This window comes from Gracilimonas sp. BCB1, assembly GCF_040117685.2.
In the GTDB taxonomy this organism is placed as follows: domain Bacteria; phylum Bacteroidota; class Rhodothermia; order Balneolales; family Balneolaceae; genus Gracilimonas.
The window spans coordinates 105,011-125,923 of record NZ_JBEDYP020000008.1 but is presented as its reverse complement, the minus strand read 5'-3'; the positions used below and the strand labels follow the sequence as shown (position 1 = coordinate 125,923).

Below are 20,913 nucleotides of genomic sequence, written 5' to 3'. Positions count from 1 at the left end.
CCGTTTTCTTACGATGCCCATTTGTTCTGCCCATAAGTTTTGATGACCCGAAATTCCCTGAAAAAGGATCGCCAACTGTATTTGTGATATTCATTGATTTCATTATGTTAGTCAAAATGTTTTAACGGAGGAAAAAACGTGATTGTTGGAGTTTTAAAAGAAACGGCAGAGCATGAACGAAGGGTTGCTCTTACGCCAGAAATCACTGACCAACTGATTAATCAGGGGCTGGATGTTTGGGTTGAAAAAGATGCCGGACTCTCATCCAACTTTTTGGATCAACAATACTCAGGTTCCGGAGCCAGGGTAGTCTCCGGTCGTGACGAAATCCTCTCGCAGGCTGATGTTCTTCTCACCATCCAAACTCCCTCCGAAGAAGAACTGAGGAAACTCAAGAAGGGGGCAATTCTCATCTGCTTTCTTTGGGCACTTCAACATCCTGAGCTGGTTGAAACTCTTAAAGAACTTGAAATTTCATCCCTCGGCATGGACGCCATCCCCCGGATATCACGAGCACAGAATATGGATGCACTGTCTTCCATGAGCTCCATTGCCGGTTATAAGTCAGCACTTATTGCAGCTAATGAGTTGGACAAATATTTACCCATGATGATGACCGCCGCCGGAACCATCCCCCCTTCAAAAGCTCTGGTTCTGGGAGCCGGAGTTGCCGGACTACAGGCCATTGCAACTTGTAAACGCCTGGGATCTGTAGTAGAGGCTTTTGACATCCGTCCTGAAGTAAAAGAACAGGTAGAAAGCCTGGGAGCAAAATTTGTTGAAGTTGAACTTGGAGAGGAAGACACCCAGACCGAAGGTGGCTATGCCAAAGAGCTCGATAAAAGTAAGCAAGATCTGCAAAGGGAAGCCATTCACAGGCATGCAAAAAAATCGGATATAATTATTACTACCGCCTTGATTCCGGGCAGGCCCGCACCACTTCTTATAACTGAACAGATGGTCAAAGATATGGAACCGGGCTCGGTGATTGTAGATTTGGCAGCTGAGAACGGCGGGAACTGTGAGCTGACTGAAGCGGGTAAAACCATCATCAAACATGATGTTAAAATCGTTGGACCGGTGAACCTGCCAAGTAAACTTTCCCATCATGCCAGCAAACTTTATTCAAAGAATATGTATGCTTTGCTGAATCTGCTTATTAAAGAAGGCGAAGCAAACTTTGATTTCGAAGATGAAATTCTGCTAAAAACCACCATCACCCATCAGGGCAAAACAATCAGTCCAATGTTGAAATAAACATCGAACAAGGAACACCAAACTTCGAAGTTCAAAACTCCTACAGCTATGTCCGCTTTAATTTTTTCATTATTCATTTTTGTTCTGGCCTGTTTCATTGGGTTTGAACTCATCTCTAAGGTTCCTCCTACCCTGCACACGCCACTCATGTCGGGGGCCAATGCTATTTCGGGAATTACCATTGTCGGGGCGCTTATTGTTGCCGGACATTCGGGAGTGGATTCTCAGATGAGTCAAATCATTGGATTCGTAGCCATCGTTTTTGCCACTATAAATGTGGTAGGCGGATTCATGGTTACCGACCGTATGCTGGAGATGTTCAAGAAAAAGGAGGACGACCAATGAGTCAGTTTTTACCGGAAAGCTACCTGCCCTTTGTTCCTGATATAATCCAGATCACCTACCTGATTGCGACCTTCTTTTTTATTCGCGGGTTGAAGTTGTTGAACTCCCCTGCCACTGCCAGAAAGGGAAATCAGTATGCCGCCATTGGGATGTTGATTGGAATTATCGTCACCCTATTTGACCAGCAAATTATTTCTTTTGAGTGGATTGTGGGCGGCGTTGTTCTGGGTGGATTGATCGGAGCTGTACTTGCCAAAAAAGTAGCCATGACGGCCATGCCGGAACTTGTTGCCGTGTTCAACGGATTTGGTGGTGGAGCCTCTGCTTTAGTTGCCTGGGGAGAATTTTCCCGTCTGACCGATCCCACAACAATGACGCCGGATAGTTTAGTTACAACCGGATTAGGAATCTTTATCGGGGCTTTAACCTTTACCGGAAGCTTTATCGCCTTTGGAAAACTGAAAGGGTTTATTTCCGGAAACGCCATCACTTTTCCAGGGCTTAATGTAATCAATATCGGGTCTATGATCGGAGTGGTAGCCCTGATTGGCGTCTTTACTTTCGATCCCACCAACCAAACTATTTTCTGGATTATACTCGGGCTTTCTTTATTGATCGGAATCACCTCCGTCATCCCCATTGGCGGTGCTGATATGCCGGTTGTGATTTCCCTGCTCAACTCCTATTCAGGAATAGCAGCATCGATGGCCGGTTTTGTGATTGGGAATAACCTCCTCATCATTGCCGGGGCATTGGTGGGTGCAGCCGGACTCATTCTCACCCAAATTATGTGTAAAGCCATGAACCGCTCATTGGCTAACGTAATTTTCGGCGCTTTTGGCGGCGATTCCGGTAGCGGATCAAGTGGAGAAGAAGGCGATAAAACCGTTCGCGAGACTACCGCTGATGATTTAGCCATTCAGGTTGCCTATGCCTCTAAAGTTGTCATTGTACCTGGATATGGATTAGCCGTAGCCCAGGCTCAGCATGTTATTAAAGAAGTAGCCGGCAAACTGGAGGACCGGGGTGTACAGGTTAAATACGGCATCCACCCCGTAGCCGGTCGTATGCCCGGGCACATGAATGTACTGTTAGCCGAAGCGGATGTCCCCTATGATCAGCTGATGGATATGGATCAAATTAACCCGGAATTTAAAACAACCGATGTGGTGTTGGTGATTGGCGCCAATGATGTGGTAAATCCGGTAGCCAAAACCGAACCCGGCAGTCCTATTTACGGCATGCCGATCTTAAATGTGGACGAAGCCAAACGAACCGTTGTATTCAAGCGCAGTTTAAGCCCCGGTTATGCCGGCATCGACAACCCTCTGTTCTATGACGAAAAGAACCAGATGTTTTTTGGGGATGCCAAGAAGAGTTTACAGGCTCTGAATGAAGCTTTGAATGATGTGTAGGAGTGAATCCGGTCGCATTGTCATTTAAGCCCGATATTCTGGTTTCGTAGCTCAAGCTGCGTAACCCCATCCAGGAAGCTCCGGCTTCCAGAAATGTGGCAGCCGCGGCGACAGGCTCAGTAGAGCCATCGGAAGCCGGAGCTTCCCGCACAGTGTTGCGAAGATGGACCTTCGCAACGAGGGCAAAGCAGAGCACCGTGACGAGGATAAAACTTATTCAAAACGCTCTCTTACATAGGAAGATTAAGCTCGTTCCGCTGCTCTGCTGCGGAATGCTTTATTGAGGCTCTGCCTCATACTATCAAAGCAGGACGATTTCAGCAAACATTAGTGAATGTTTTAAATATTAGCATAAATCAACCTGAGAATTGAGTAACAGTAATAAGCCCGTTTCCTCCCTCATAATTGATTGCTGATGAAAGTCACCAATGAACCGGATTTTCAACAAAACCGGCTTTCACAGGATTATAATTTATGTATTCCATTTTTTGCTTCATCATCTTGGCAGAAAATATTTGTTTGGGGTGAAGCCCTTCCTGCCAAACCTGATGTTTACTATCCCGATGATTTTTGAGCTTCTTTGAGGAGAGTTGTCTCAAGATGTTTTTGCTGTTCTTCTCCAATAAATAATCAATTATGGTTCTTCCCGTAAACGATTTGAATGCCCGAAGTTTTTCAGATAACGCTTTATGTTCTGCAATGAGATGCAGATGATTGGGCATGATAACGTATCCATATAATGTGACTTTATTCTCATTTTGCAGATAGCATAATGCATCCAAAACGATCTTCGAAATGCCCGGATGAATAAATAGCGGTATTCCTTCAACGATAGAGCTTGTAATGAAGTACGGATAGTGATGTTCGAAAAATTTGTAGCGACTTCGTCCCATAATTTTTTTGCTTTTAATTAGTAAGAGCCATTTGGAGAACACTCCTTACAAATTATTTTGGAGGATGCTTCTCATGGGTGAGGCTGAGCCTCAATAGGGCATTCCGCAGCAGAGCGGCGGAACGAGGACGAAATGGTGTTTTCTTATAGATGGAATCCACAATACTATTCATCTTCTCTTTTTATTTCTATTCCCGAACTACTCTTTTTAAATTCCCGTTGTGTAGAGTGAAAAGCGCTTCCAAAAAACTGTATATTCATACTTATGGAAAATCAAGAAAAGTTAGACGAATTTCAGGACCGCATTGATGCGGGTGAAAAAATTGAACCCAAAGACTGGATGCCGGAGCGGTATCGTCAGCAATTGATCAGAATGATGAGCCAGCATGCTCACTCTGAAATTGTTGGAATGCTTCCGGAAGGCAACTGGATTGAACGTGCCCCTTCCTTAAAACGGAAATTGGTGCTTTTAGCCAAAGTTCAGGATGAAGCCGGCCACGGTCTCTATCTATATAGCGCCACGGAAACACTGGGTATCGATCGAAGTGAGCTGGTTGATCAGTATTTATATGGCAGCGCTAAATATTCCAGCATCTTCAACTACCCGACCATGACCTATGCTGATATCTGTGCCATTGGCTGGTTGGTAGACGGAGCAGCGATCGTAAATCAAACCATGCTTGCCCGTTCTTCTTATGGCCCTTATTCCCGCGCGAATGTTCGCATCTGTAAGGAAGAAAGCTTTCACAAAAAGCAGGGATACGAGATGCTTGCCAAGATGGCGGATGGAACCCCGGAGCAACAGAAAATGGCTCAGGATTCTGTTAATCGCTGGTGGTGGCCAAGCCTGATGATGTTCGGCCCGCACGATTCTGATTCTCCCAACAGCGCTGAACTCATTAAATGGCAGGTGAAGCTTAAAACCAATGATGAGCTGCGTCAACATTTTGTGGACCGCATGGTGATGGAAGCTGAAGCCATTGGTGTTACCCTTCCTGATCCGGATTTGGAATACAATGAAGAAACCGGGCACTGGGACTTTGGTGATATTCCATGGGATGAATTCTGGAACGTGGTTAAAGGCAACGGCATCATGAACCGGGATCGAATGAAAGCCCGGCGTAAAGCTCATGAAGATGGCAAATGGGTGCGCGAAGCTGCTACAGAATACGCCCGCAAGAAGAAATTGAGCCAGGAAAAGGCATCGTAATTAGAACTCAGGACTTAGAATTCAGAACCAGGAATACTCTGAGTCCTCAATCCTTTCCAAAATTCGAAAACAGATTATAAATGTCAGAAGAAAACAATAAAGACAATTGGCCTCTGTGGGAGGTTTTCACGCAACCCAAATCAGGTAAACCCCATGAGCATGCCGGAAGCTTGCACGCTTCTGATAAAGAAATGGCTTTGCAAAATGCTCGGGATACCTACGCACGCAGAAATGAAGGTGTGAGTATCTGGGTGGTGGAATCAAAATACATAACCGCTTCTACCCCGGAAGATATGGGGCCGTTTTTTGATCCCGCCAATGATAAGCCGTACCGGCATCCACAGTTTTATAGTGTACCACGAGCCGTAAAGAAAAGATCATGAGTACAGCTACAAAAGAATTGACTAAACAGGAAGCATTTTTAACCTACCTGCTCAGGTTGGCTGACGACCGTTTGATACTCGGTCAACGCAACGCCGAATGGTGCGGGCACGGACCTGAGCTTGAAGAAGATTTAGCTCTTGCTAACATCTCGCTGGATTTAATCGGGCATGCAACCGCCTTGTACGAATATGCAGCTGAAGTTGAAGATGAAGGACACGATGAGGATCATTTTGCTTATTTTCGGGATGACCGGGACTTCACCAACCTTCAGCTTTGTGAATTACCAAAAGGGGATTTCGGCTTTACCATAGCCCGTCAGTTTTTGTTCAGCGCTTTCAGTTATTTCCAATATGAGCGACTGAAAGAAGCTGAAGATGAACAGTTTGCCGGAATGATCAGCAAGCACCTCAAAGAAATCAAGTATCACCTGCGGCACAGCCGCGAATGGGTACTACGCCTGGGCGACGGTACCGAAGAAAGCCACAATCGCATTCAGGAATCATTTGATGAACTCTGGATGTATCTCGGTGAGTTGTTCTATATGGATGAGGTGGACGAGTTACTGATAAAAGAAGGACTTGGCGTTGACTCATCTGAATTTAAAGAGGAATGGAAGAAGCTGATTGAAGATACGCTCACAGAAGCTACACTAACCGTTCCGGATTGGGATCAGTTTATGATGAGCGGAAGCCGGAAGGGAATTCACACCGAACATTTGGGACATATGCTGGCACAGATGCAGTTCTTGCGTCGCTCGCATCCTGATGCGGAGTGGAAATAATAATTGATTATAGATGAAAGAAGTAAGATGTAAGACCAGCTACGCAAAAATCTAACGTCTTATGTCTTTCATCTAACTACTAATCACATGGCAACAATCCAGCTACATACTGAGGAGCAAATTTGGGAGTACCTCAAAGAGGTTACTGACCCTGAGATCCCGGTATTGAATATCGTAGAGATGGGAATTGCCCGGAAAGTTGAGGTTGAAGATGACAATGTGTTGGTTAAAATCACTCCTACTTATTCCGGCTGCCCGGCTATGAATGCCATTGAGAAGTTGGTGAATGAGAAAATGGAAGAACGAGGGGTTGAAAATTACTCCGTTAAGCTCGATTTCGCCGAGACATGGACTACCGACTGGATGACGAAAGAGGCAAAATCCAAGCTCAAAGATTATGGTATCGCTCCTCCCGGGAAATCAGAAGATGAAGAAGATTTCCTGAAAAGTTTATCCAGCACTAAGGTTGTCCCTTGTCCTTTTTGTGATTCCTTTGAGACCGAGTTAGTAAGCCAATTCGGATCTACCGCATGCAAATCACAGTACTTCTGTAATAACTGCGATCAGCCCTTCGAGCATTTCAAGTGTATCTGATTACAGATTTGTAGGATTCACGGATTTACCTGATTTTTGAATCACAAGTTTTCAAAAGAATATTTTTTTGTCTTAACCTATACTGATCGGGTTCCAATAACTAAATCTGTTAAACCCCCAAATCCTTTAGATCTGTGATTACTACTGACTTTACCAACGGCGTATTCACTATAATCTTAAACCGGCCGGATAAGCTAAACAGCTTTATCTTCGAAATGGCGAATCAGCTTAAGGAAGCTCTGCACCGAGCCGAATCTGATGAAGACGTCCGGTGCGTTCTTTTAACCGGAGAAGGACGCGCTTTTTGCGCCGGACAGGATTTAGCTGAGGCAACAGAAGTATCGGATGACCCGGAAAGGGATCTCAGTGAAATTGTCCATCACACCTATATTCCTATTATTAAAGGAATCCGAAAATTGGAGAAGCCGGTCGTTTGTGCGGTGAATGGCACAGCCGCAGGTGCCGGGGCTAACATTGCACTTGCCTGTGATATTGTAATAGCCAGCGAAGAAGCAGCTTTCATTCAGTCATTTTCTCAAATCGGGTTAATTCCTGACAGTGGTGGAACCTATATCTTACCAAGACTCATCGGGCTTGCCCGTGCAACAGCGCTTACATTCCTGGGTGAAAAAGTCTCTGCTAAAGAAGCGGTTGAAATGGGTATGATCTGGAAAGCCTGTCCCGCTGAAACCTATATGGAAGAAGCTAAAAAAGTAGCCGCAAGACTGGCCAGGATGCCTACCAAAGGATTTGGCCTTACCAAACGGGGATTCAATGCCGGATTTTCAAACAGTCTGGAAGAACAAATGAAACTGGAAGCCAAACTTCAGGCTGAAGCCGGTAAAACCCACGATTACAATGAGGGAGTAAAAGCTTTTATGGAAAAAAGGAAGCCGGAGTTTACCGGAAAATAATTCGCTAACTACCTCAACCAAGTATCTGAATATTATCTTTGTACAACGTGTTTTGCACAGCGTTGAAAAACCTTATATCTGCTGTATATAACACTCTCTCATATTGTATTGATGTTACTAAGTAAAGGGCATCGTAATAGCTAAGGTTGAATATTGTTGAAAGCTCAAAAGCTTCATCCTCAATTTTATTCGTAGAGATCAATTGGCAGGGTAACCTTCGAATGTAGCCTTTCTTTTTTTTAGCTTCTGCGCCGGTCAACTCTCTCATTCTTACTCTTTTAGTCAATACAGCATCAATCTCAATGAAAAATATTTCAGGACAAACAATACTATCTAATTGATCTAAAAGATTTAAGGCTTCATCCGATTGAGCTTCGTTAATAACCCATTTAAGAGCCACAGAGGCATCTATAACTAATGATGACTTATCGATTACGCAACTCCCTGATGATTTCAACGCTATCTGAAAAGACTCTTCCCTCCGCCTTATATTTTTCAAGAGAAGACCTTATTTCTTTTTTCACTTCCTCAGGGTCGGTTTTCCCAAAAGAATCAATCATCTCTTTCAATTCAGCCTGTAAAGAACGATTGTTTCTCTCAGCTCTCTTCTTCCAGTTGTTCAATGTCTTTTCATCAATATTTCTTACTAAAACATCCGGCATAACCATACCTCTTATTTATTTGATATCATTATGATATCTTTTTTCGATATTAATTACAACACAAAAATTTCCCTCAATTTGCCACGCATTCCGCTTCAGATTCCTTATCTTGGAAGCGATTTTTCAGACGATTAACCACGATATTTACTTATGCTTAATAACGATGCGAAGATTGGCGTAGTTGGCGCCGGAACAATGGGAACCGGAATTGCTCAGGTTGCTGCAACTCAAGGTCACCAGGTTTTTTTATACGATGCTTATCCTGAACAACTTGAAAAATCCAAAGCCGGACTGGAAAGCATTCTTGCACGTCAGGTAGAAAAAGAGCGTATGACTCAGGATGAAGTGGATGGCATTTTAAACCGTATCGAGTTTGTGGATAACATAGCCGGGTTCGGGGAATGTGGATTTGTAATCGAGGCGATTGTAGAAGACCTTGATATAAAGAAAGACACATTTTCCAGACTAGAGGCAATTGTTCCCCGTGATTGTGTACTGGCTTCCAATACTTCTTCTCTCTCCATTGCCGCTATTTCCGCAGCTCTCAAAAAACCGGAGCGATTTTTAGGTGTCCACTTTTTTAATCCTGCTCCTCTTATGAAGCTGGTTGAAGTAATCCCCGGCATAGCTACCGGAGATGATGTCTTCAAATCAACCAAAGAATTTATCAGAAACTGGGATAAAATTACCGTTTCCGGCAAAGATACTCCCGGTTTTATCGTGAACCGGGTTGCCCGGCCCTTTTACGGAGAAGCGCTGCGTATTTATGAAGAAGGCATTGCTGATGCCGCTACTATCGATTGGGCCATGAAGGAAATTGGCGGATTCCGAATGGGGCCGTTTGAACTCATGGATTTGATTGGGCATGATGTAAATTATGAAGTTACTTGCTCCGTGTTTGAGGCTTTCTATTATGATCCAAGATTCAAGCCCTCCTTTGCCCAGAAGCGAATGGTGGAAGCCGGCTGGCTGGGAAGAAAATCCAGCCGTGGTTTCTATGATTACAGAGAAGGAGCGGATAATCCTGAACCTAAGACAGATAAAGAACTGGGTGAGAAAATTTTTAACCGGATTCTGACCATGCTCATTAACGAAGCTTGTGATGCAGTATTTATGAATATTGCCTCGGTTGAAGATGTTGACCTTGCCATGCAAAACGGGGTTAACTATCCCAAAGGACTTTTGAAATGGGCTGATGAAATCGGCCTCAAGAATGTTTTAGATCGAATGACTGCCCTGCAGGTTGAATATCGGGAAGACCGGTATCGCCCAAATCCCTTATTGAAGAAAAAGGTGTCTGAGCAGGAAAGTTTCTATGAGTAATAGCTTTCAGCTATCAGGCCGCAGCCTTCAATTTTTTAGTTCACACAAAAACTGAAGGCTGACTACTGACGGCTGAATGTTTTATCCTAAAATCATGAGTAAAGAAATCAATCCAGTTATAAGCCAAATGCTTTCGAACGACCCATTTTCTCAATGGATGGGCGTTGAGGTATTGGAGTCGGAGCCTGGTTATTGCAGAATCTCGATGAAAATCAGGGATGAAATGACCAATGGGTTTGGTGTTTGTCATGGCGGGATCACCTTTTCTTTTGCTGACAGCGCTTTGGCTTTTGCCTCAAATTCCAGGGGATCTGTATCACTGGCGTTGGAAAACAACATCAACTATACCAAGAAAGTATCGGTTGGAGATGTTTTGATAGCGGAAACGGAAGAACTCCAGAATGGCCGAACCATTGGCGTATATAAAGTGAGAGTAACCAATCAGGATAAAGACCTGGTGGCTGAGTTCAGAGGCACGGTCTATAGAACAGGTAAGCAGCACGAATAAGGAAATTCAAAATTTAGAATTCAAAATTTAAAATTATATGTCAGAAGCATATATCGTTGACGGAATACGAACTCCCATTGGAAAATTGAAAGGATCTTTGTCTCCCATTCGGGCTGACGATCTGGCTGCAATTCCTATCAAAGAACTCATTAACCGAAATCCGGAATTAGATCTCGAATCCATTGAAGATGTTATTTTAGGCTGTGCCAACCAGGCTGGCGAAGATAACAGAAATGTGGCGCGGATGGCCTCCCTATTGGCCGGTGTCCCGGTATCGGTTCCCGGTGAAACGGTGAACCGCCTCTGTGCTTCCGGCATGAGTGCCACCGTAAAAGCTTATCATGCTATTAAAGCCGGTGAAGGTGATGTATTTATTACCGGCGGCGTTGAGCATATGACCCGCGGTCCTATCGTATTAGGAAAAGGCTCATCCCCTTACTCCGGTACAACCGAAATGCACGATTCCACTTTTGGATGGAGGTTCATCAACCCGAAAATGGAAGAAATGTACGGGACCGATGGTATGGGCATGACCGCTGAAAACGTAGTTGAGATGCATAAAATCAGCCGTGAAGATCAGGATAAATTTGCCGCCTGGAGTCAACAAAAAGCCGGAGCTGCCCGGGATTCAGGACGATTGGCTAAGGAAATCGTCTCTGTTGAAATCCCCCAGCGAAAAAGAGACCCTATTCTCTTTGAGCACGATGAATTTATGCGTCCGGATACAACAGCTGAAATACTGGCTAAACTTCGCCCGGCCTTCAGGAAAGATGGAACCGTTACCGCTGGAAATGCATCAGGACTTAATGATGGAGCAGGAGCATTACTGATTGCTTCAGATAAAGCCATAAAGGATTTTGGGCTTAAACCTAAAGCCCGGATTGTAGCTCATGCCGTTTCCGGTATCGAACCAAGAATTATGGGCCTTGGGCCAGTAGAAGCTGCACAAAAAGTATTAAAACGTGCGGGCATGAAACTGGACGAAATGGATGTCATAGAACTGAATGAAGCATTTGCCGGTCAATCTTTGGGCGTCACCCGAATGCTGGAAATGGATGATAACGATCCCCGGCTGAACCCGAACGGCGGAGCCATTGCTCTTGGACATCCTTTGGGCATGACCGGCCAGCGATTATTGCAAACAGCTACCGTTGAACTTCATGAAAAAGAATCACACAAATATGCACTTTGTATGCTCTGTGTAGGAGTTGGACAAGGAATGGCGGTGATACTGGAAAAAGTATAATCGTAATTTCGTTATTCGTTAATGGGTTTAACGAATAACAAATAACCATTAACGAACATGATTTACGAATTTAACGGATATAAGCCGGTAGTCCATAAATCGGCGTTTGTGCATCCTCAGGCTGCGGTTACGGGTAATGTGATCATTGGGAAGGATGTATATATTGGCCCCGGAGCAGCTATTCGTGGCGACTGGGGTAAGATCGTGATTGAAGACGGGTGCAATGTTCAGGAGAACTGTACGATCCATATGTTTCCGGGGGTGACGGTTACCCTTCAAGAAAGTGCCCATGTAGGTCATGGGGCCATCATTCATGGAGCGCATCTTGGCAAAAACTGTCTGATTGGAATGAATGCTGTTGTCATGGATAATGTGAAGATTGGCAAGGAAAGTATCGTTGGAGCTTTGGCCTTTGTGCCGGAAGGAATGGAAATTCCGGATCGTAAACTTGTGGTTGGAAATCCCGCTAAAATTGTGAAAGATGTGACTGATGAAATGGCCGCTTGGAAAACAAAAGGAACTGAGTTATACCAGCAACTACCGGTTGAACTTCATGAAAGTCTGAATGAGTGCAAACCGCTGCGGGAAGTGCCTGAAGGTCGGGAAGATCAGAAGATGGGCTATGAAACCTGGGGAAACAAGAAAACAGAATTTGGAACACAGAACTCAGAATAGAACCGTAGTGGTTCTGAATTCTGAGTCCTTAATTCTATTATTTTCAAGGAAAAAAATATGATTAAAGTACAAAGCTATATACAAGGTGAGTGGTTAGCCAACGGCAATGAAATCGACCTGATCAGTGCCGTAACAAACGAGCCGGTTGCCCAGATGGTAGAGGCCGATATTGATTACAACGAGGCCCTGAAATATGCACGTACTGTAGGCGGCCCTAAGCTTCGCGAAATGACCATTCATGAGCGTGCTTTTTCCATTAAGTTTTTAGGCAAATACCTGATGGAGCGAAAGGAAAAATATTATGAAATTTCTTCGCATACAGGAGCCACTCGTCAGGATTCATGGATCGACATTGAAGGTGGGATCATAACCGCATTCGGAATTTCGAGTAAATCACGGAGACATTTATCTGATCTGCCCTGGCATGTGGAAGGTGATACCGAACGACTTTCCCGAAAAGGCTCATTTATGGGACAACACATTTGCGTGCCTCGCCATGGAGTAGCCGTTCACATTAATGCTTTTAACTTTCCAGTTTGGGGAATGCTCGAAAAGCTGGCTCCGGCTATTATATCCGGAATGCCGGTCATCGTGAAGCCCTCTCCAGTTGGCTCCTATCTGGCCTGGGAGGTTTTCAAGGATATGATTGAATCTGAGATTCTTCCTGAAGGCACCATACAATACATTGCTGCTGATAAGCCCGGTGATCTATTGGATCGCCTGATCAGCCAGGACATGGTTGCTTTCACCGGCTCTGCGTCAACAGGCAGAAAATTGAAAGCCCATCCAAATATCATTGCCAATAATGTTCCTTTCAATTTAGAGGCCGATTCTTTGAACTGCTCTATTCTTGGGAAAGACGTTACACCCGACATGGAGGAGTTTGACCTTTTTATAAAGGAGGTGGTCAGGGAAATGACGGTTAAAACCGGGCAAAAATGTACGGCTATCCGCCGGACTATCATCCCAAGAGATATGATCATTGAAGTAACCAATGCGCTCTCAGAAAGGCTTGATAAAATCACCATTGGAGACCCTGCCAACAAAGAAACCAGAATGGGGCCATTGGCCAGTACATTACAACGCGAACGATTTGATGAGCAGTTTCAAACACTGGAAGATGGGTTGCATGTGGTCTATTCAGGGGACTCTTCTGACGGGGCTTATACTTCCCCTAAAGTTTTATTGGCTCATCAATCTTACGATGGTGACGACATGCACCATATTGAAGCATTCGGGCCACTCACCACCGTGATGGCTTACGACACTACCGAAGAAGCCATTGACATAGCTAATATGGCAAATGGAGCACTGGTGGGTTCTCTTTTTACCGCTGATGATGAAATTGCACACAAAGTTGCCATGGGGTGTGCTCCTTATCACGGCCGTTTTATGGTGATCAATCGAAACTCTGCCGAGGAATCTACCGGACATGGATCCCCAATTGCATCGCTCGTACATGGTGGACCCGGACATGCCGGCGGCGGTGAAGAGCTCGGTGGTGCCCGGGCAGTACTTCACAATATGCAACGTGTTGCTCTTCAGGGATCGCCTACTACTCTTCGAAATATTGTTAATCAACATATAAAAGGAGCAGAAACCGAGGAATCGGATAAACATCCCTTCCAGAAATACTTTGAGGAGCTTAAGATCGGCGAGGCTTTAACTACTGATAAACGTACCGTTACCGAAAAAGACGTTGAAGAATTTGCGGAGTTAAGCGGGGATCATTTTTATGCACACACCGATCCTGAAGCTGCTTCCCGATCCCTTTTTGGCAAGATCGTAGCCCATGGTTATTTCGTGCTTTCGGCTACAGCCGGTTTATTTGTTGATCCCGATGAAGGTCCGGTGATGCTGAATTACGGCCTGGAAAATCTTCGGTTCGTGGCTCCGGTTGCCCCCGGTGATACCATTCAGGCTAAATTGATTCTTAAGCGAAAAAATGTCCGCCAGCAAAAGAAAGATGATCCATTTCCTTTCGGAGTGGTTTATTGGGATGTGGAAGTAACGAATCAGGAGGATGTCATCGTTGCCGAATACACCATTTTGACCCTGATGAAGAGGAAAAACAAGTTACCCATAGACGAAAAGTAATTTACAACGCAAAGAACGCTAAGGCTTCTCGCCTTTTGCGATTATAAAAAGTTGAATTCTAAATATTGAATTAAGTAATGAGTGAACAGAACGGAGCAGTTAACCTTACCATAAATAACAATATCGGAACCATTGAGTTCTATCATCCTAAAGGAAATTCACTTCCGGGTGCTATTCTAAGAAAGCTGGCTCAAACTATAACTGCAGCCGGCGAGAATGACGAAATCCGGGTTCTTGTAATCCAGAGCCGCGGCGATGGAGCTTTTTGCGCCGGTGCTTCCTTTGACGAGCTTATTGCCATTGATGACTATGACACCGGGAAGGAGTTCTTTATGGGATTTGCCCTGGTTTTAAATGCTATGCGTACCTGCCCGAAGCTCATTATCGTACGTGTGCATGGCAAAACTGTAGGCGGTGGTGTTGGTATTGCTGCAGCCGGAGATTATACCTTTGCTGAAGAAAAAGCTGACATTAAACTTAGTGAACTTGCCCTTGGTATCGGGCCGTTTGTAGTTGGCCCGGCTGTAGAACGTAAAGTAGGCAAGAGCGCCTTCTCCGCTCTCTCTATAGATGCCACCAACTGGTACGATGCCGAATGGGCGCTGGAAAATGGTTTGTTTAACAAAATTTTTGGCTCTACTTACGATCTTGACCAGGCCGTGCGAGCATTGGCTTCAGAATTAGCAAAAAGCAGTCCTGAGGCCATGAAAAACCTCAAAGCCGTACTCTGGAAAGGAACCGAAGACTGGGATTTACTGCTTGAACAACGTGCTGAAATAAGTGGTCGGCTGGTGCTTTCCGATTTCACCAAAAACTTCATCCGAAAGTTCAAAAATAAATAGCAATTCAACTGGTTTTCATTTTTTGATTCCATTTTTGACTTCATTATTGCTATACTCGTCAAAACTCAACCAATCGCCCTCTTATGAGACTTCTATTCACCTTACTGTTTTTTCTCTCCTCATCCCTCCTAACCGTTGCCCAGGATAAATGGGATGTGACCAATCCCCCACTCGGTGATTCCACACATGTTTCATTCACCACCGATGAAGGGACTTGGATGAACCTGGATGTAAGTCCGGATGGACAAGAAATTGTATTCGACCTGTTGGGTGATATTTACATTATGTCGGTGAATGGCGGAGATGCCACTCTGCTGAGAGGTGGCCACGCTTACGAAATACAACCTCGGTTCAGTCCCGATGGCATGCATATCTCTTTTACCAGCGACGCCGGTGGTGGCGATAATATTTGGGTGATGGATCTGGATGGGAAAAATGCACGACAGGTGACTAACGAAAGCTTTCGCTTACTGAATAACGCAGTTTGGACTCCTGATGGTGAATACATCATTGCTAAGAAACACTTTTCCTCTACCCGTTCTTTAGGTGCAGGTGAAATCTGGATGTATCACAAATCAGGTGGCAGTGGAATACAGTTGGTTGAAAAAGCCAATGCTCAGCAGGATATCGGCGAGCCATGGGTCTCCCCCGATGGCCGCTATGTGTACTATAGCCAGGATGTTTATCCCGGAGGCTTTTTTCAGTACAACAAAGACCCGAACAGCCAGATTTATGCCATCAAGCGCTATGACCGGGAAGAAGGCGAGATTGAAACCGTTACCGGAGGAAATGGGGGCGCCATCAGGCCACAAATCTCACCGGATGGGGAAAAGCTCGCATTTGTTCGCCGTGTGAGAACCAAATCTGTGCTGTATTTGAGAGATTTAGGTACCGGAAGAGAATACCCGGTGTATGACAACCTCAGTAAGGATATGCAGGAAGCCTGGGCTATTTTTGGCCCTTATGCCAACTTTAACTGGCTGCCTGATAACCGACATATCATTATTTGGGCGAACGGTAAAATTAACAAAGTTGATACCCGGACCGGTGAGTCAGAGATTATACCTTTCGAGGTTGAATCTTCGCATAATATCGTGGACGCCGTAAGAGTTAAACAAGATGTAGCCCCTGATCAATTCAGAGTGAAAGCCGTTCGGCAGCTGGTTACATCTCCGGATGGACGCACCCTCGTTTGGAGTGCAGCCGGCTACCTTTGGACAAAGTTGCTCCCCGATGGAACGCCCCGCCGATTAACCAATTCCACAGATTTTGAGTTTGAGCCCTCCTTTTCTCCCGATGGAAAGTCCATCACTTATGTTTCCTGGAGTGATGAGAATATGGGGGCAGTGAATGTGGTTCAATTGAATACAGGTCAGCGAGCTTCTACCCCAAGAAAAGTAACTTCTGAAAAGGGCATTTATCGTGAACCCCGATTTTCACCAAACGGAAACACCATTGTATTTCGCAAAGAAAGCGGAAACGGACAGCAAGGTTTTGTGCATACTTTGAACCCGGGAATCTATACCATTCCTGCTCGGGGAGGTTCTGAAACCATGATCACCGATGAGGGTGCCAAGCCCCGGTTCAACGCCAACGGTGACCGCATTTATTACCAAACCGGCGGATACATCTTTGGCGCCATTAACAAATCGTACAAAAGCGTTAATTTGCGGGGCGAAGACGAGCAAACGCACTTCACTTCCAGCTACGGGCACGAGTTTGTTCCAAGTCCGGATGGAGAATGGATGGCCTTTTCGAACCTGCATAAAGTTTACATAGCTCCCATTCCCAAAACCGGAAAAACCATCGAGCTGGAGCCGAATACAAAGTCAGTTCCTGTAAAGCAGGTGTCTTCAGAAGCCGGGTATCACATGCATTGGTCGGCAGAAAGTGACAAACTGCACTGGACTCTTGGTGAGGAATACTTCACCGTGGATTTGAAAGAGACGTTTTCTTTTGTGGAAGGTGCGCCTGACTCACTTCCTGAGCCACCAGGTACCGGTAAAAAACTGGAGCTCGATCTTGATACTTATGTACCAGAAGGCTCCATTGCCTTCACCAATGCACGGATAATCACCATGCAGGGAGATACGGTTCTTGAGAACGCATCTATCCTGGTGGAAGGAAACCGAATTGCCGCCATGGGAACCGATATTCAAATTCCCTCTTCCGCAAAAGTAATTGATGCTACCGGCAAAACCATCATGCCCGGCATTGTAGATGTTCATGCCCACGCCGGAAATTTCAGGCTGGGAGTAAGTCCGCAACAACAATGGGAATACTTCGCCAACCTGGCTTACGGGGTTACAACCATTCATGACCCCTCTTCAAATTCTGAGATGATTTTTTCTCATTCCGAAGCTGTTAAAGCCGGTCATATGGTTGGGCCACGCGTATATTCGACCGGGGTAATTTTATACGGTGCTGACGGATCCATCAAGACGGAAATCAACAGCTATGAAGATGCTCTCTTTGCGCTGGAGAGAACCAAAGCCTGGGGAGCCTTTTCCGTGAAGAGCTACAATCAGCCACGCAGAAATCAGCGCCAGCAAGTCATAAAAGCTGCTCAGGAACTGGAAATGATGGTAATGCCGGAAGGGGGATCTACCTTCACCCATAACATGAGTATGATCCTGGATGGGCACACCGGAATTGAACACAACATCCCGGTAGCTCCACTTTATAATGATGTCATACAGCTTTGGGCAGCCAGCGAAACCGGATATACACCCACCCATGTAGTGAATTATGGTAGTAAAAGCGGTGAATATTATTTCTATCAGAAAAATAATGTTTGGGAAAATGAGAAGCTTTTGACCTTCACTCCGCGTGGTGTAATTGACCCGCGCTCTCGTCACCGAACCATGATACCTGACGAAGAATATGAAAACGGCCACATCCTGACGGCCGAATCTGACAAGCTGCTTGCTGATGCCGGTGTGAAGGTAAACCTCGGTGCCCATGGTCAGCTTCAGGGCCTCGGTGCTCATTGGGAACTCTGGATGTTTGAGCAGGGCGGAATGACCAACATGGAAGCCCTCAGAGTTGCTACATTAAACGGAGCTCACTACCTGGGAATGGATCACGAAATCGGTTCCCTTAAAGTCGGGAAACTAGCCGACCTGATTGTTCTGGATGAAAATCCGTTGGAAGATATCCGTAATACGAATTCGGTTTCTTACACCATGGTAAATGGCCGGTTATTTGATGCCGCTACCATGAATGAGGTTGGCAATCAACCCGAAGAGCGACTTCCATTCTGGTGGGAGCGCGATGGCTACAGTGATGAATTCGACTGGCATGCCATCACTCTTGAAGCAGCCGGGTTGCAGTGTACCTGTTTTGGGAATCACTAAATATAGTGCTGACGCTGTATGATCGGCACGAGGTTTATATGCATTAATGCAACAACTACTGGCTCTGACGCTCTGCGTCGGAGCCTTTTTATTTACCGGACATGAACCATCAAGACGTCATTAACGAACTGAAAAAATATGCCAACCCTGATAAGGCTAAGCATTCAACCCGGTTTTTTAAATCAGGGGCGGGAGAATACGGAGAAGGCGATGAGTTTTGGGGTATCAAAGTCCCTGATCAGCGTAAAGTTGCAAAAAAGTACCGGGAGCTTCCAAATTCTGAAATTGAGAAATTGCTTCATCATAAAATACATGAAGTCCGCCTTACCGCAGCCCTTCTGATGGTTTATAAGGTTGAAAAAGGCGGTGAGGAAGAACTCGAACAAATGACGAAGGTGTACCTGAATAATCTCGCCGGCTTCAATAATTGGGACATCATCGACAGTTCATGCCACAAAATACTTGGACCCTTTTTGGAAGATAAAGACCGGAGTTTAGTATATGATTTCGCCCGGTCTGATGACCTTTGGAAAAAGCGCATTGCCATGATTACCTGTTATCACTTTATCCGTCAAAATGACTTTGAGGATGCACTTGCTATCGCTGAAATATTAGTGCAGGACGAACACGACCTTATCCAAAAAGCCGTTGGATGGATGCTTCGGGAAATTGGAAATCGTGACCTTGAAACCGAAGAAGAATTCCTGAAAAAATACTATCAAAACATGCCCAGAACTATGCTGAGGTATGCCATCGAGAAATTTGACGAGCCACTTCGGTTAAAATACCTGCATGGTCAGGTTTAAGGAGCTTTAATAAATAAGTAACCTTTCCAAAGTTACCACGAGATAGTATATAATTTCGAGTTCGATATAACTTTGGAAAGGTTATGGTGAAATATATGGATGAGCTTTAGATAAAAATAACTCTTCCAAAGTTATACCGGATTAAATATTAATTATAGTCCCTTTACAACTTTGGAAGAATTATTTCTAAGGTTAAAACCTCAAGGTAAAGGTTGAGCCTTTTCCGGTTTCGGAATTCAAAATCAGGCTGCCGCCATGAAGTCTCATAATCTGTCGGGAAAGGCTTAACCCAATACCTGATCCTTTGCTTTTCCCGTTACTGCCTACAGTATAAAACGGAATGAATATCTTCTCCTTCATGGCTTTCTTGACACCAGGGCCATTATCCTGAATTTGGATTATCACCTTACCGGATTCCTCAATACCTCCTTTCATCAAGATCTCCCCGCCCTCCTGATCCGCTAATACACGAGTTGCATTCTTTACAAGGTTGATGAGAATCTGATCAACCAGGTGTGGGTCTGCAGTAAGCTCGAGACTTTCCGGATCTACCTCAACCTTAATCTCAATTCCTTCTTTGGCAGCTTCGGTTTTCATGAGGCTGGCTGTTCTGCCAAGTGCTTCTTTAACTTTGAACAGCTCATAACTTGGTTCCGGAATCTGGGTAAAATCACGATAGGAGTTTACAAAACGCATTAAGCCCTGGCTTCGGTTGCTGATCGTATTCAATGCATCGGTTACATCTTCAATGGTTTCCTGATTAAGCTCAACATTCTCCTCATTCGAAACCATGTTCTCTTCCAGTAACATTTTTACCGTCCCTGAAAGCGATGAAATAGGAGTAATGGAGTTCATGATTTCATGAGCTAAAACCTGGGTTAAATTTTGCCAGGCTTCCATTTCCTTTTCCTCCAGCTCTGTGTGAATATTCTGGAAAGAAACTAATTTATATGCCTCGTCTCTCATCCTGAACTCAGTTGCATACATGGCCAGCTGTAGCGTTTCGTTTTGGATGGTCACCCGAATCAGGCCTCGATTCCCGCCCTTCTGTTTTTTTACCGTTTCATATAATGACTCAGAAATGTTCTTCAGGGAATCCAGCGTTCGCAGCGTTGCCACTTTAAATAGCCTTTTGGCGGCCGTATTCAGTAAAACAACTTCCCCCTTTCCGTTAAAACAAATCAGCCCAATACCGATATGCTGAACCACCGTTTCCAGGTAACGAATGCTTTCTTCTTTTTTACTGCGCTCTTCTTTGAACTTGTCGATGACTTCGCTGAAGGCTGCATTCAAATCGTCAAAATTACTGCCCAAACCGTGATTTCTGAATGCTCCCGTGAAATCCGAATACCGAATAGCTTCCAGAAAACGGGTAAGCAGAATATTTGTTCGCTCCAGATATTTTATAAGTGCAATTATTTGCCCAACGATGATAGCTCCTAATATCACCATGCTCACGTAATACTGCGTTTCGAGCACTAAATAACACACCAGCAGCAAGGTTGCGGACAGCATCAAAATGCGCAGTATGATTCCAAATCGGAAGCTTTTAATCATTTTATTTAGTGTCAGCTTTCAGTTTAGTTATTGTCATCTCGCGGCGAAT

20 protein-coding genes are annotated in these 20,913 nt (G+C 44.9%); 16 read left to right on the top strand and 4 right to left on the bottom strand.

Annotation, left to right across the window (positions count from 1 at the left end; translation table 11 throughout):
• Positions 1-138: 138 nt before the first annotated feature.
• Genes ABFW99_RS03555 through ABFW99_RS03545 form a run of 3 tightly spaced genes read left to right on the top strand, consistent with a single transcriptional unit; the run spans position 139 to position 3,017 of the window.
• A complete protein-coding gene (locus tag ABFW99_RS03555) occupies positions 139-1,257 on the top strand; it encodes a Re/Si-specific NAD(P)(+) transhydrogenase subunit alpha (RefSeq protein WP_349354564.1) in 1,119 nt (372 codons plus the stop codon).
• 48 nt (positions 1,258-1,305) lie between these two features.
• Positions 1,306-1,602 carry an NAD(P) transhydrogenase subunit alpha gene (locus tag ABFW99_RS03550; protein ID WP_349354563.1) on the top strand — a complete coding sequence of 99 codons (297 nt, stop codon included), beginning with the start codon at positions 1,306-1,308 and terminating at the stop codon, positions 1,600-1,602.
• Positions 1,599-3,017 carry an NAD(P)(+) transhydrogenase (Re/Si-specific) subunit beta gene (locus tag ABFW99_RS03545; RefSeq protein ID WP_349354562.1) on the top strand — a complete coding sequence of 473 codons (1,419 nt, stop codon included), beginning with the start codon at positions 1,599-1,601 and terminating at the stop codon, positions 3,015-3,017. Before ABFW99_RS03550 ends, ABFW99_RS03545 begins: the two co-directional genes overlap by 4 nt.
• 422 nt (positions 3,018-3,439) lie before the next feature.
• On the opposite strand, the gene ABFW99_RS03540 is transcribed toward ABFW99_RS03545, so the two are convergent.
• Entirely contained in the window at positions 3,440-3,910 is a 471-nt protein-coding gene (locus tag ABFW99_RS03540) for an REP-associated tyrosine transposase (protein WP_349354561.1), read from the bottom strand.
• Between the two features lie 264 nt (positions 3,911-4,174).
• Between ABFW99_RS03540 and paaA the strand changes: the two genes are divergently transcribed.
• The 5 genes from paaA (at position 4,175) to ABFW99_RS03515 (ending at position 7,792) form a co-directional block, all read left to right on the top strand.
• A complete protein-coding gene (gene paaA / locus ABFW99_RS03535; RefSeq protein ID WP_349354560.1) occupies positions 4,175-5,119 on the top strand; it encodes a 1,2-phenylacetyl-CoA epoxidase subunit PaaA in 945 nt (314 codons plus the stop codon).
• A gap of 80 nt (positions 5,120-5,199) precedes the next feature.
• The gene (gene paaB / locus ABFW99_RS03530) at positions 5,200-5,502 is read left to right on the top strand and encodes a 1,2-phenylacetyl-CoA epoxidase subunit PaaB (protein WP_255134668.1); all 303 of its coding nucleotides are present in this window, start codon (positions 5,200-5,202) and stop codon (positions 5,500-5,502) included.
• A complete protein-coding gene (gene paaC / locus ABFW99_RS03525; RefSeq protein WP_349354559.1) occupies positions 5,499-6,284 on the top strand; it encodes a 1,2-phenylacetyl-CoA epoxidase subunit PaaC in 786 nt (261 codons plus the stop codon). The genes paaB and paaC overlap by 4 nt, the downstream gene beginning before the upstream one ends.
• A gap of 87 nt (positions 6,285-6,371) precedes the next feature.
• The gene (paaD, locus tag ABFW99_RS03520) at positions 6,372-6,878 is read left to right on the top strand and encodes a 1,2-phenylacetyl-CoA epoxidase subunit PaaD (RefSeq protein ID WP_349354558.1); all 507 of its coding nucleotides are present in this window, start codon (positions 6,372-6,374) and stop codon (positions 6,876-6,878) included.
• A 134-nt stretch (positions 6,879-7,012) separates the two neighbouring features.
• Positions 7,013-7,792 (top strand): enoyl-CoA hydratase-related protein, encoded by a 780-nt coding sequence (locus tag ABFW99_RS03515; protein WP_349354557.1) that lies wholly within the window; start codon positions 7,013-7,015, stop codon positions 7,790-7,792.
• A gap of 13 nt (positions 7,793-7,805) precedes the next feature.
• Here ABFW99_RS03515 and ABFW99_RS03510 read toward each other — a convergent pair whose 3' ends face one another.
• Both ABFW99_RS03510 and ABFW99_RS03505 read right to left on the bottom strand, forming a co-directional pair.
• The gene (locus ABFW99_RS03510; protein WP_349354556.1) at positions 7,806-8,249 is read right to left on the bottom strand and encodes a type II toxin-antitoxin system VapC family toxin; all 444 of its coding nucleotides are present in this window, start codon (positions 8,247-8,249) and stop codon (positions 7,806-7,808) included.
• Complete coding sequence (locus ABFW99_RS03505) at positions 8,218-8,454, bottom strand: FitA-like ribbon-helix-helix domain-containing protein (RefSeq protein WP_349354555.1); 237 nt, start codon at positions 8,452-8,454, stop codon at positions 8,218-8,220. Before ABFW99_RS03505 ends, ABFW99_RS03510 begins: the two co-directional genes overlap by 32 nt.
• A 150-nt stretch (positions 8,455-8,604) precedes the next feature.
• On the opposite strand from ABFW99_RS03505, the gene ABFW99_RS03500 reads away from it, so the two are divergent.
• The 8 genes from ABFW99_RS03500 (at position 8,605) to ABFW99_RS03465 (ending at position 19,307) form a co-directional block, all read left to right on the top strand.
• Positions 8,605-9,777: a 3-hydroxyacyl-CoA dehydrogenase NAD-binding domain-containing protein gene (locus ABFW99_RS03500; protein ID WP_349354554.1), complete on the top strand. Its 1,173-nt coding sequence runs from the start codon at positions 8,605-8,607 to the stop codon at positions 9,775-9,777.
• 94 nt (positions 9,778-9,871) lie between these two features.
• Positions 9,872-10,285 (top strand): PaaI family thioesterase, encoded by a 414-nt coding sequence (locus ABFW99_RS03495; RefSeq protein ID WP_349354553.1) that lies wholly within the window; start codon positions 9,872-9,874, stop codon positions 10,283-10,285.
• Positions 10,286-10,322: 37 nt separating this feature from the next.
• Entirely contained in the window at positions 10,323-11,531 is a 1,209-nt protein-coding gene (pcaF, locus tag ABFW99_RS03490) for a 3-oxoadipyl-CoA thiolase (RefSeq protein ID WP_349354552.1), read from the top strand.
• A gap of 57 nt (positions 11,532-11,588) precedes the next feature.
• A complete protein-coding gene (locus tag ABFW99_RS03485; RefSeq protein ID WP_349354551.1) occupies positions 11,589-12,206 on the top strand; it encodes an acyltransferase in 618 nt (205 codons plus the stop codon).
• 57 nt (positions 12,207-12,263) lie between these two features.
• Entirely contained in the window at positions 12,264-14,303 is a 2,040-nt protein-coding gene (paaZ, locus tag ABFW99_RS03480; protein ID WP_349354550.1) for a phenylacetic acid degradation bifunctional protein PaaZ, read from the top strand.
• A gap of 77 nt (positions 14,304-14,380) precedes the next feature.
• Complete coding sequence (locus ABFW99_RS03475; RefSeq protein ID WP_349354549.1) at positions 14,381-15,145, top strand: enoyl-CoA hydratase/isomerase family protein; 765 nt, start codon at positions 14,381-14,383, stop codon at positions 15,143-15,145.
• Between the two features lie 83 nt (positions 15,146-15,228).
• On the top strand, positions 15,229-18,501 hold the full coding sequence (locus tag ABFW99_RS03470) for an amidohydrolase family protein (RefSeq protein ID WP_349354548.1): 3,273 nt from the start codon (positions 15,229-15,231) through the stop codon (positions 18,499-18,501).
• 101 nt (positions 18,502-18,602) lie between these two features.
• On the top strand, positions 18,603-19,307 hold the full coding sequence (locus ABFW99_RS03465; protein ID WP_349354547.1) for a DNA alkylation repair protein: 705 nt from the start codon (positions 18,603-18,605) through the stop codon (positions 19,305-19,307).
• 192 nt (positions 19,308-19,499) lie between these two features.
• On the opposite strand, the gene ABFW99_RS03460 is transcribed toward ABFW99_RS03465, so the two are convergent.
• On the bottom strand, positions 19,500-20,864 hold the full coding sequence (locus ABFW99_RS03460) for a sensor histidine kinase (protein ID WP_349354546.1): 1,365 nt from the start codon (positions 20,862-20,864) through the stop codon (positions 19,500-19,502).
• Between the last annotated feature and the right edge of the window lie 49 nt (positions 20,865-20,913).

Coding starts and splice junctions, on each gene's coding strand:
- ABFW99_RS03500 (WP_349354554.1), top strand. CDS start 8,605: ATGCTTAATAACGATGCGAAGATTGGCGTAGTTGGCGCCGGAACAATG.
- ABFW99_RS03460 (WP_349354546.1), bottom strand. CDS start 20,864: ATGATTAAAAGCTTCCGATTTGGAATCATACTGCGCATTTTGATGCTG.
- ABFW99_RS03470 (WP_349354548.1), top strand. CDS start 15,229: ATGAGACTTCTATTCACCTTACTGTTTTTTCTCTCCTCATCCCTCCTA.
- paaD (WP_349354558.1), top strand. CDS start 6,372: ATGGCAACAATCCAGCTACATACTGAGGAGCAAATTTGGGAGTACCTC.
- ABFW99_RS03465 (WP_349354547.1), top strand. CDS start 18,603: ATGAACCATCAAGACGTCATTAACGAACTGAAAAAATATGCCAACCCT.
- paaB (WP_255134668.1), top strand. CDS start 5,200: ATGTCAGAAGAAAACAATAAAGACAATTGGCCTCTGTGGGAGGTTTTC.
- ABFW99_RS03505 (WP_349354555.1), bottom strand. CDS start 8,454: ATGCCGGATGTTTTAGTAAGAAATATTGATGAAAAGACATTGAACAAC.
- paaA (WP_349354560.1), top strand. CDS start 4,175: ATGGAAAATCAAGAAAAGTTAGACGAATTTCAGGACCGCATTGATGCG.
- ABFW99_RS03495 (WP_349354553.1), top strand. CDS start 9,872: ATGAGTAAAGAAATCAATCCAGTTATAAGCCAAATGCTTTCGAACGAC.
- ABFW99_RS03475 (WP_349354549.1), top strand. CDS start 14,381: ATGAGTGAACAGAACGGAGCAGTTAACCTTACCATAAATAACAATATC.
- ABFW99_RS03540 (WP_349354561.1), bottom strand. CDS start 3,910: ATGGGACGAAGTCGCTACAAATTTTTCGAACATCACTATCCGTACTTC.
- ABFW99_RS03545 (WP_349354562.1), top strand. CDS start 1,599: ATGAGTCAGTTTTTACCGGAAAGCTACCTGCCCTTTGTTCCTGATATA.
- ABFW99_RS03550 (WP_349354563.1), top strand. CDS start 1,306: ATGTCCGCTTTAATTTTTTCATTATTCATTTTTGTTCTGGCCTGTTTC.
- paaZ (WP_349354550.1), top strand. CDS start 12,264: ATGATTAAAGTACAAAGCTATATACAAGGTGAGTGGTTAGCCAACGGC.
- ABFW99_RS03485 (WP_349354551.1), top strand. CDS start 11,589: ATGATTTACGAATTTAACGGATATAAGCCGGTAGTCCATAAATCGGCG.
- pcaF (WP_349354552.1), top strand. CDS start 10,323: ATGTCAGAAGCATATATCGTTGACGGAATACGAACTCCCATTGGAAAA.
- paaC (WP_349354559.1), top strand. CDS start 5,499: ATGAGTACAGCTACAAAAGAATTGACTAAACAGGAAGCATTTTTAACC.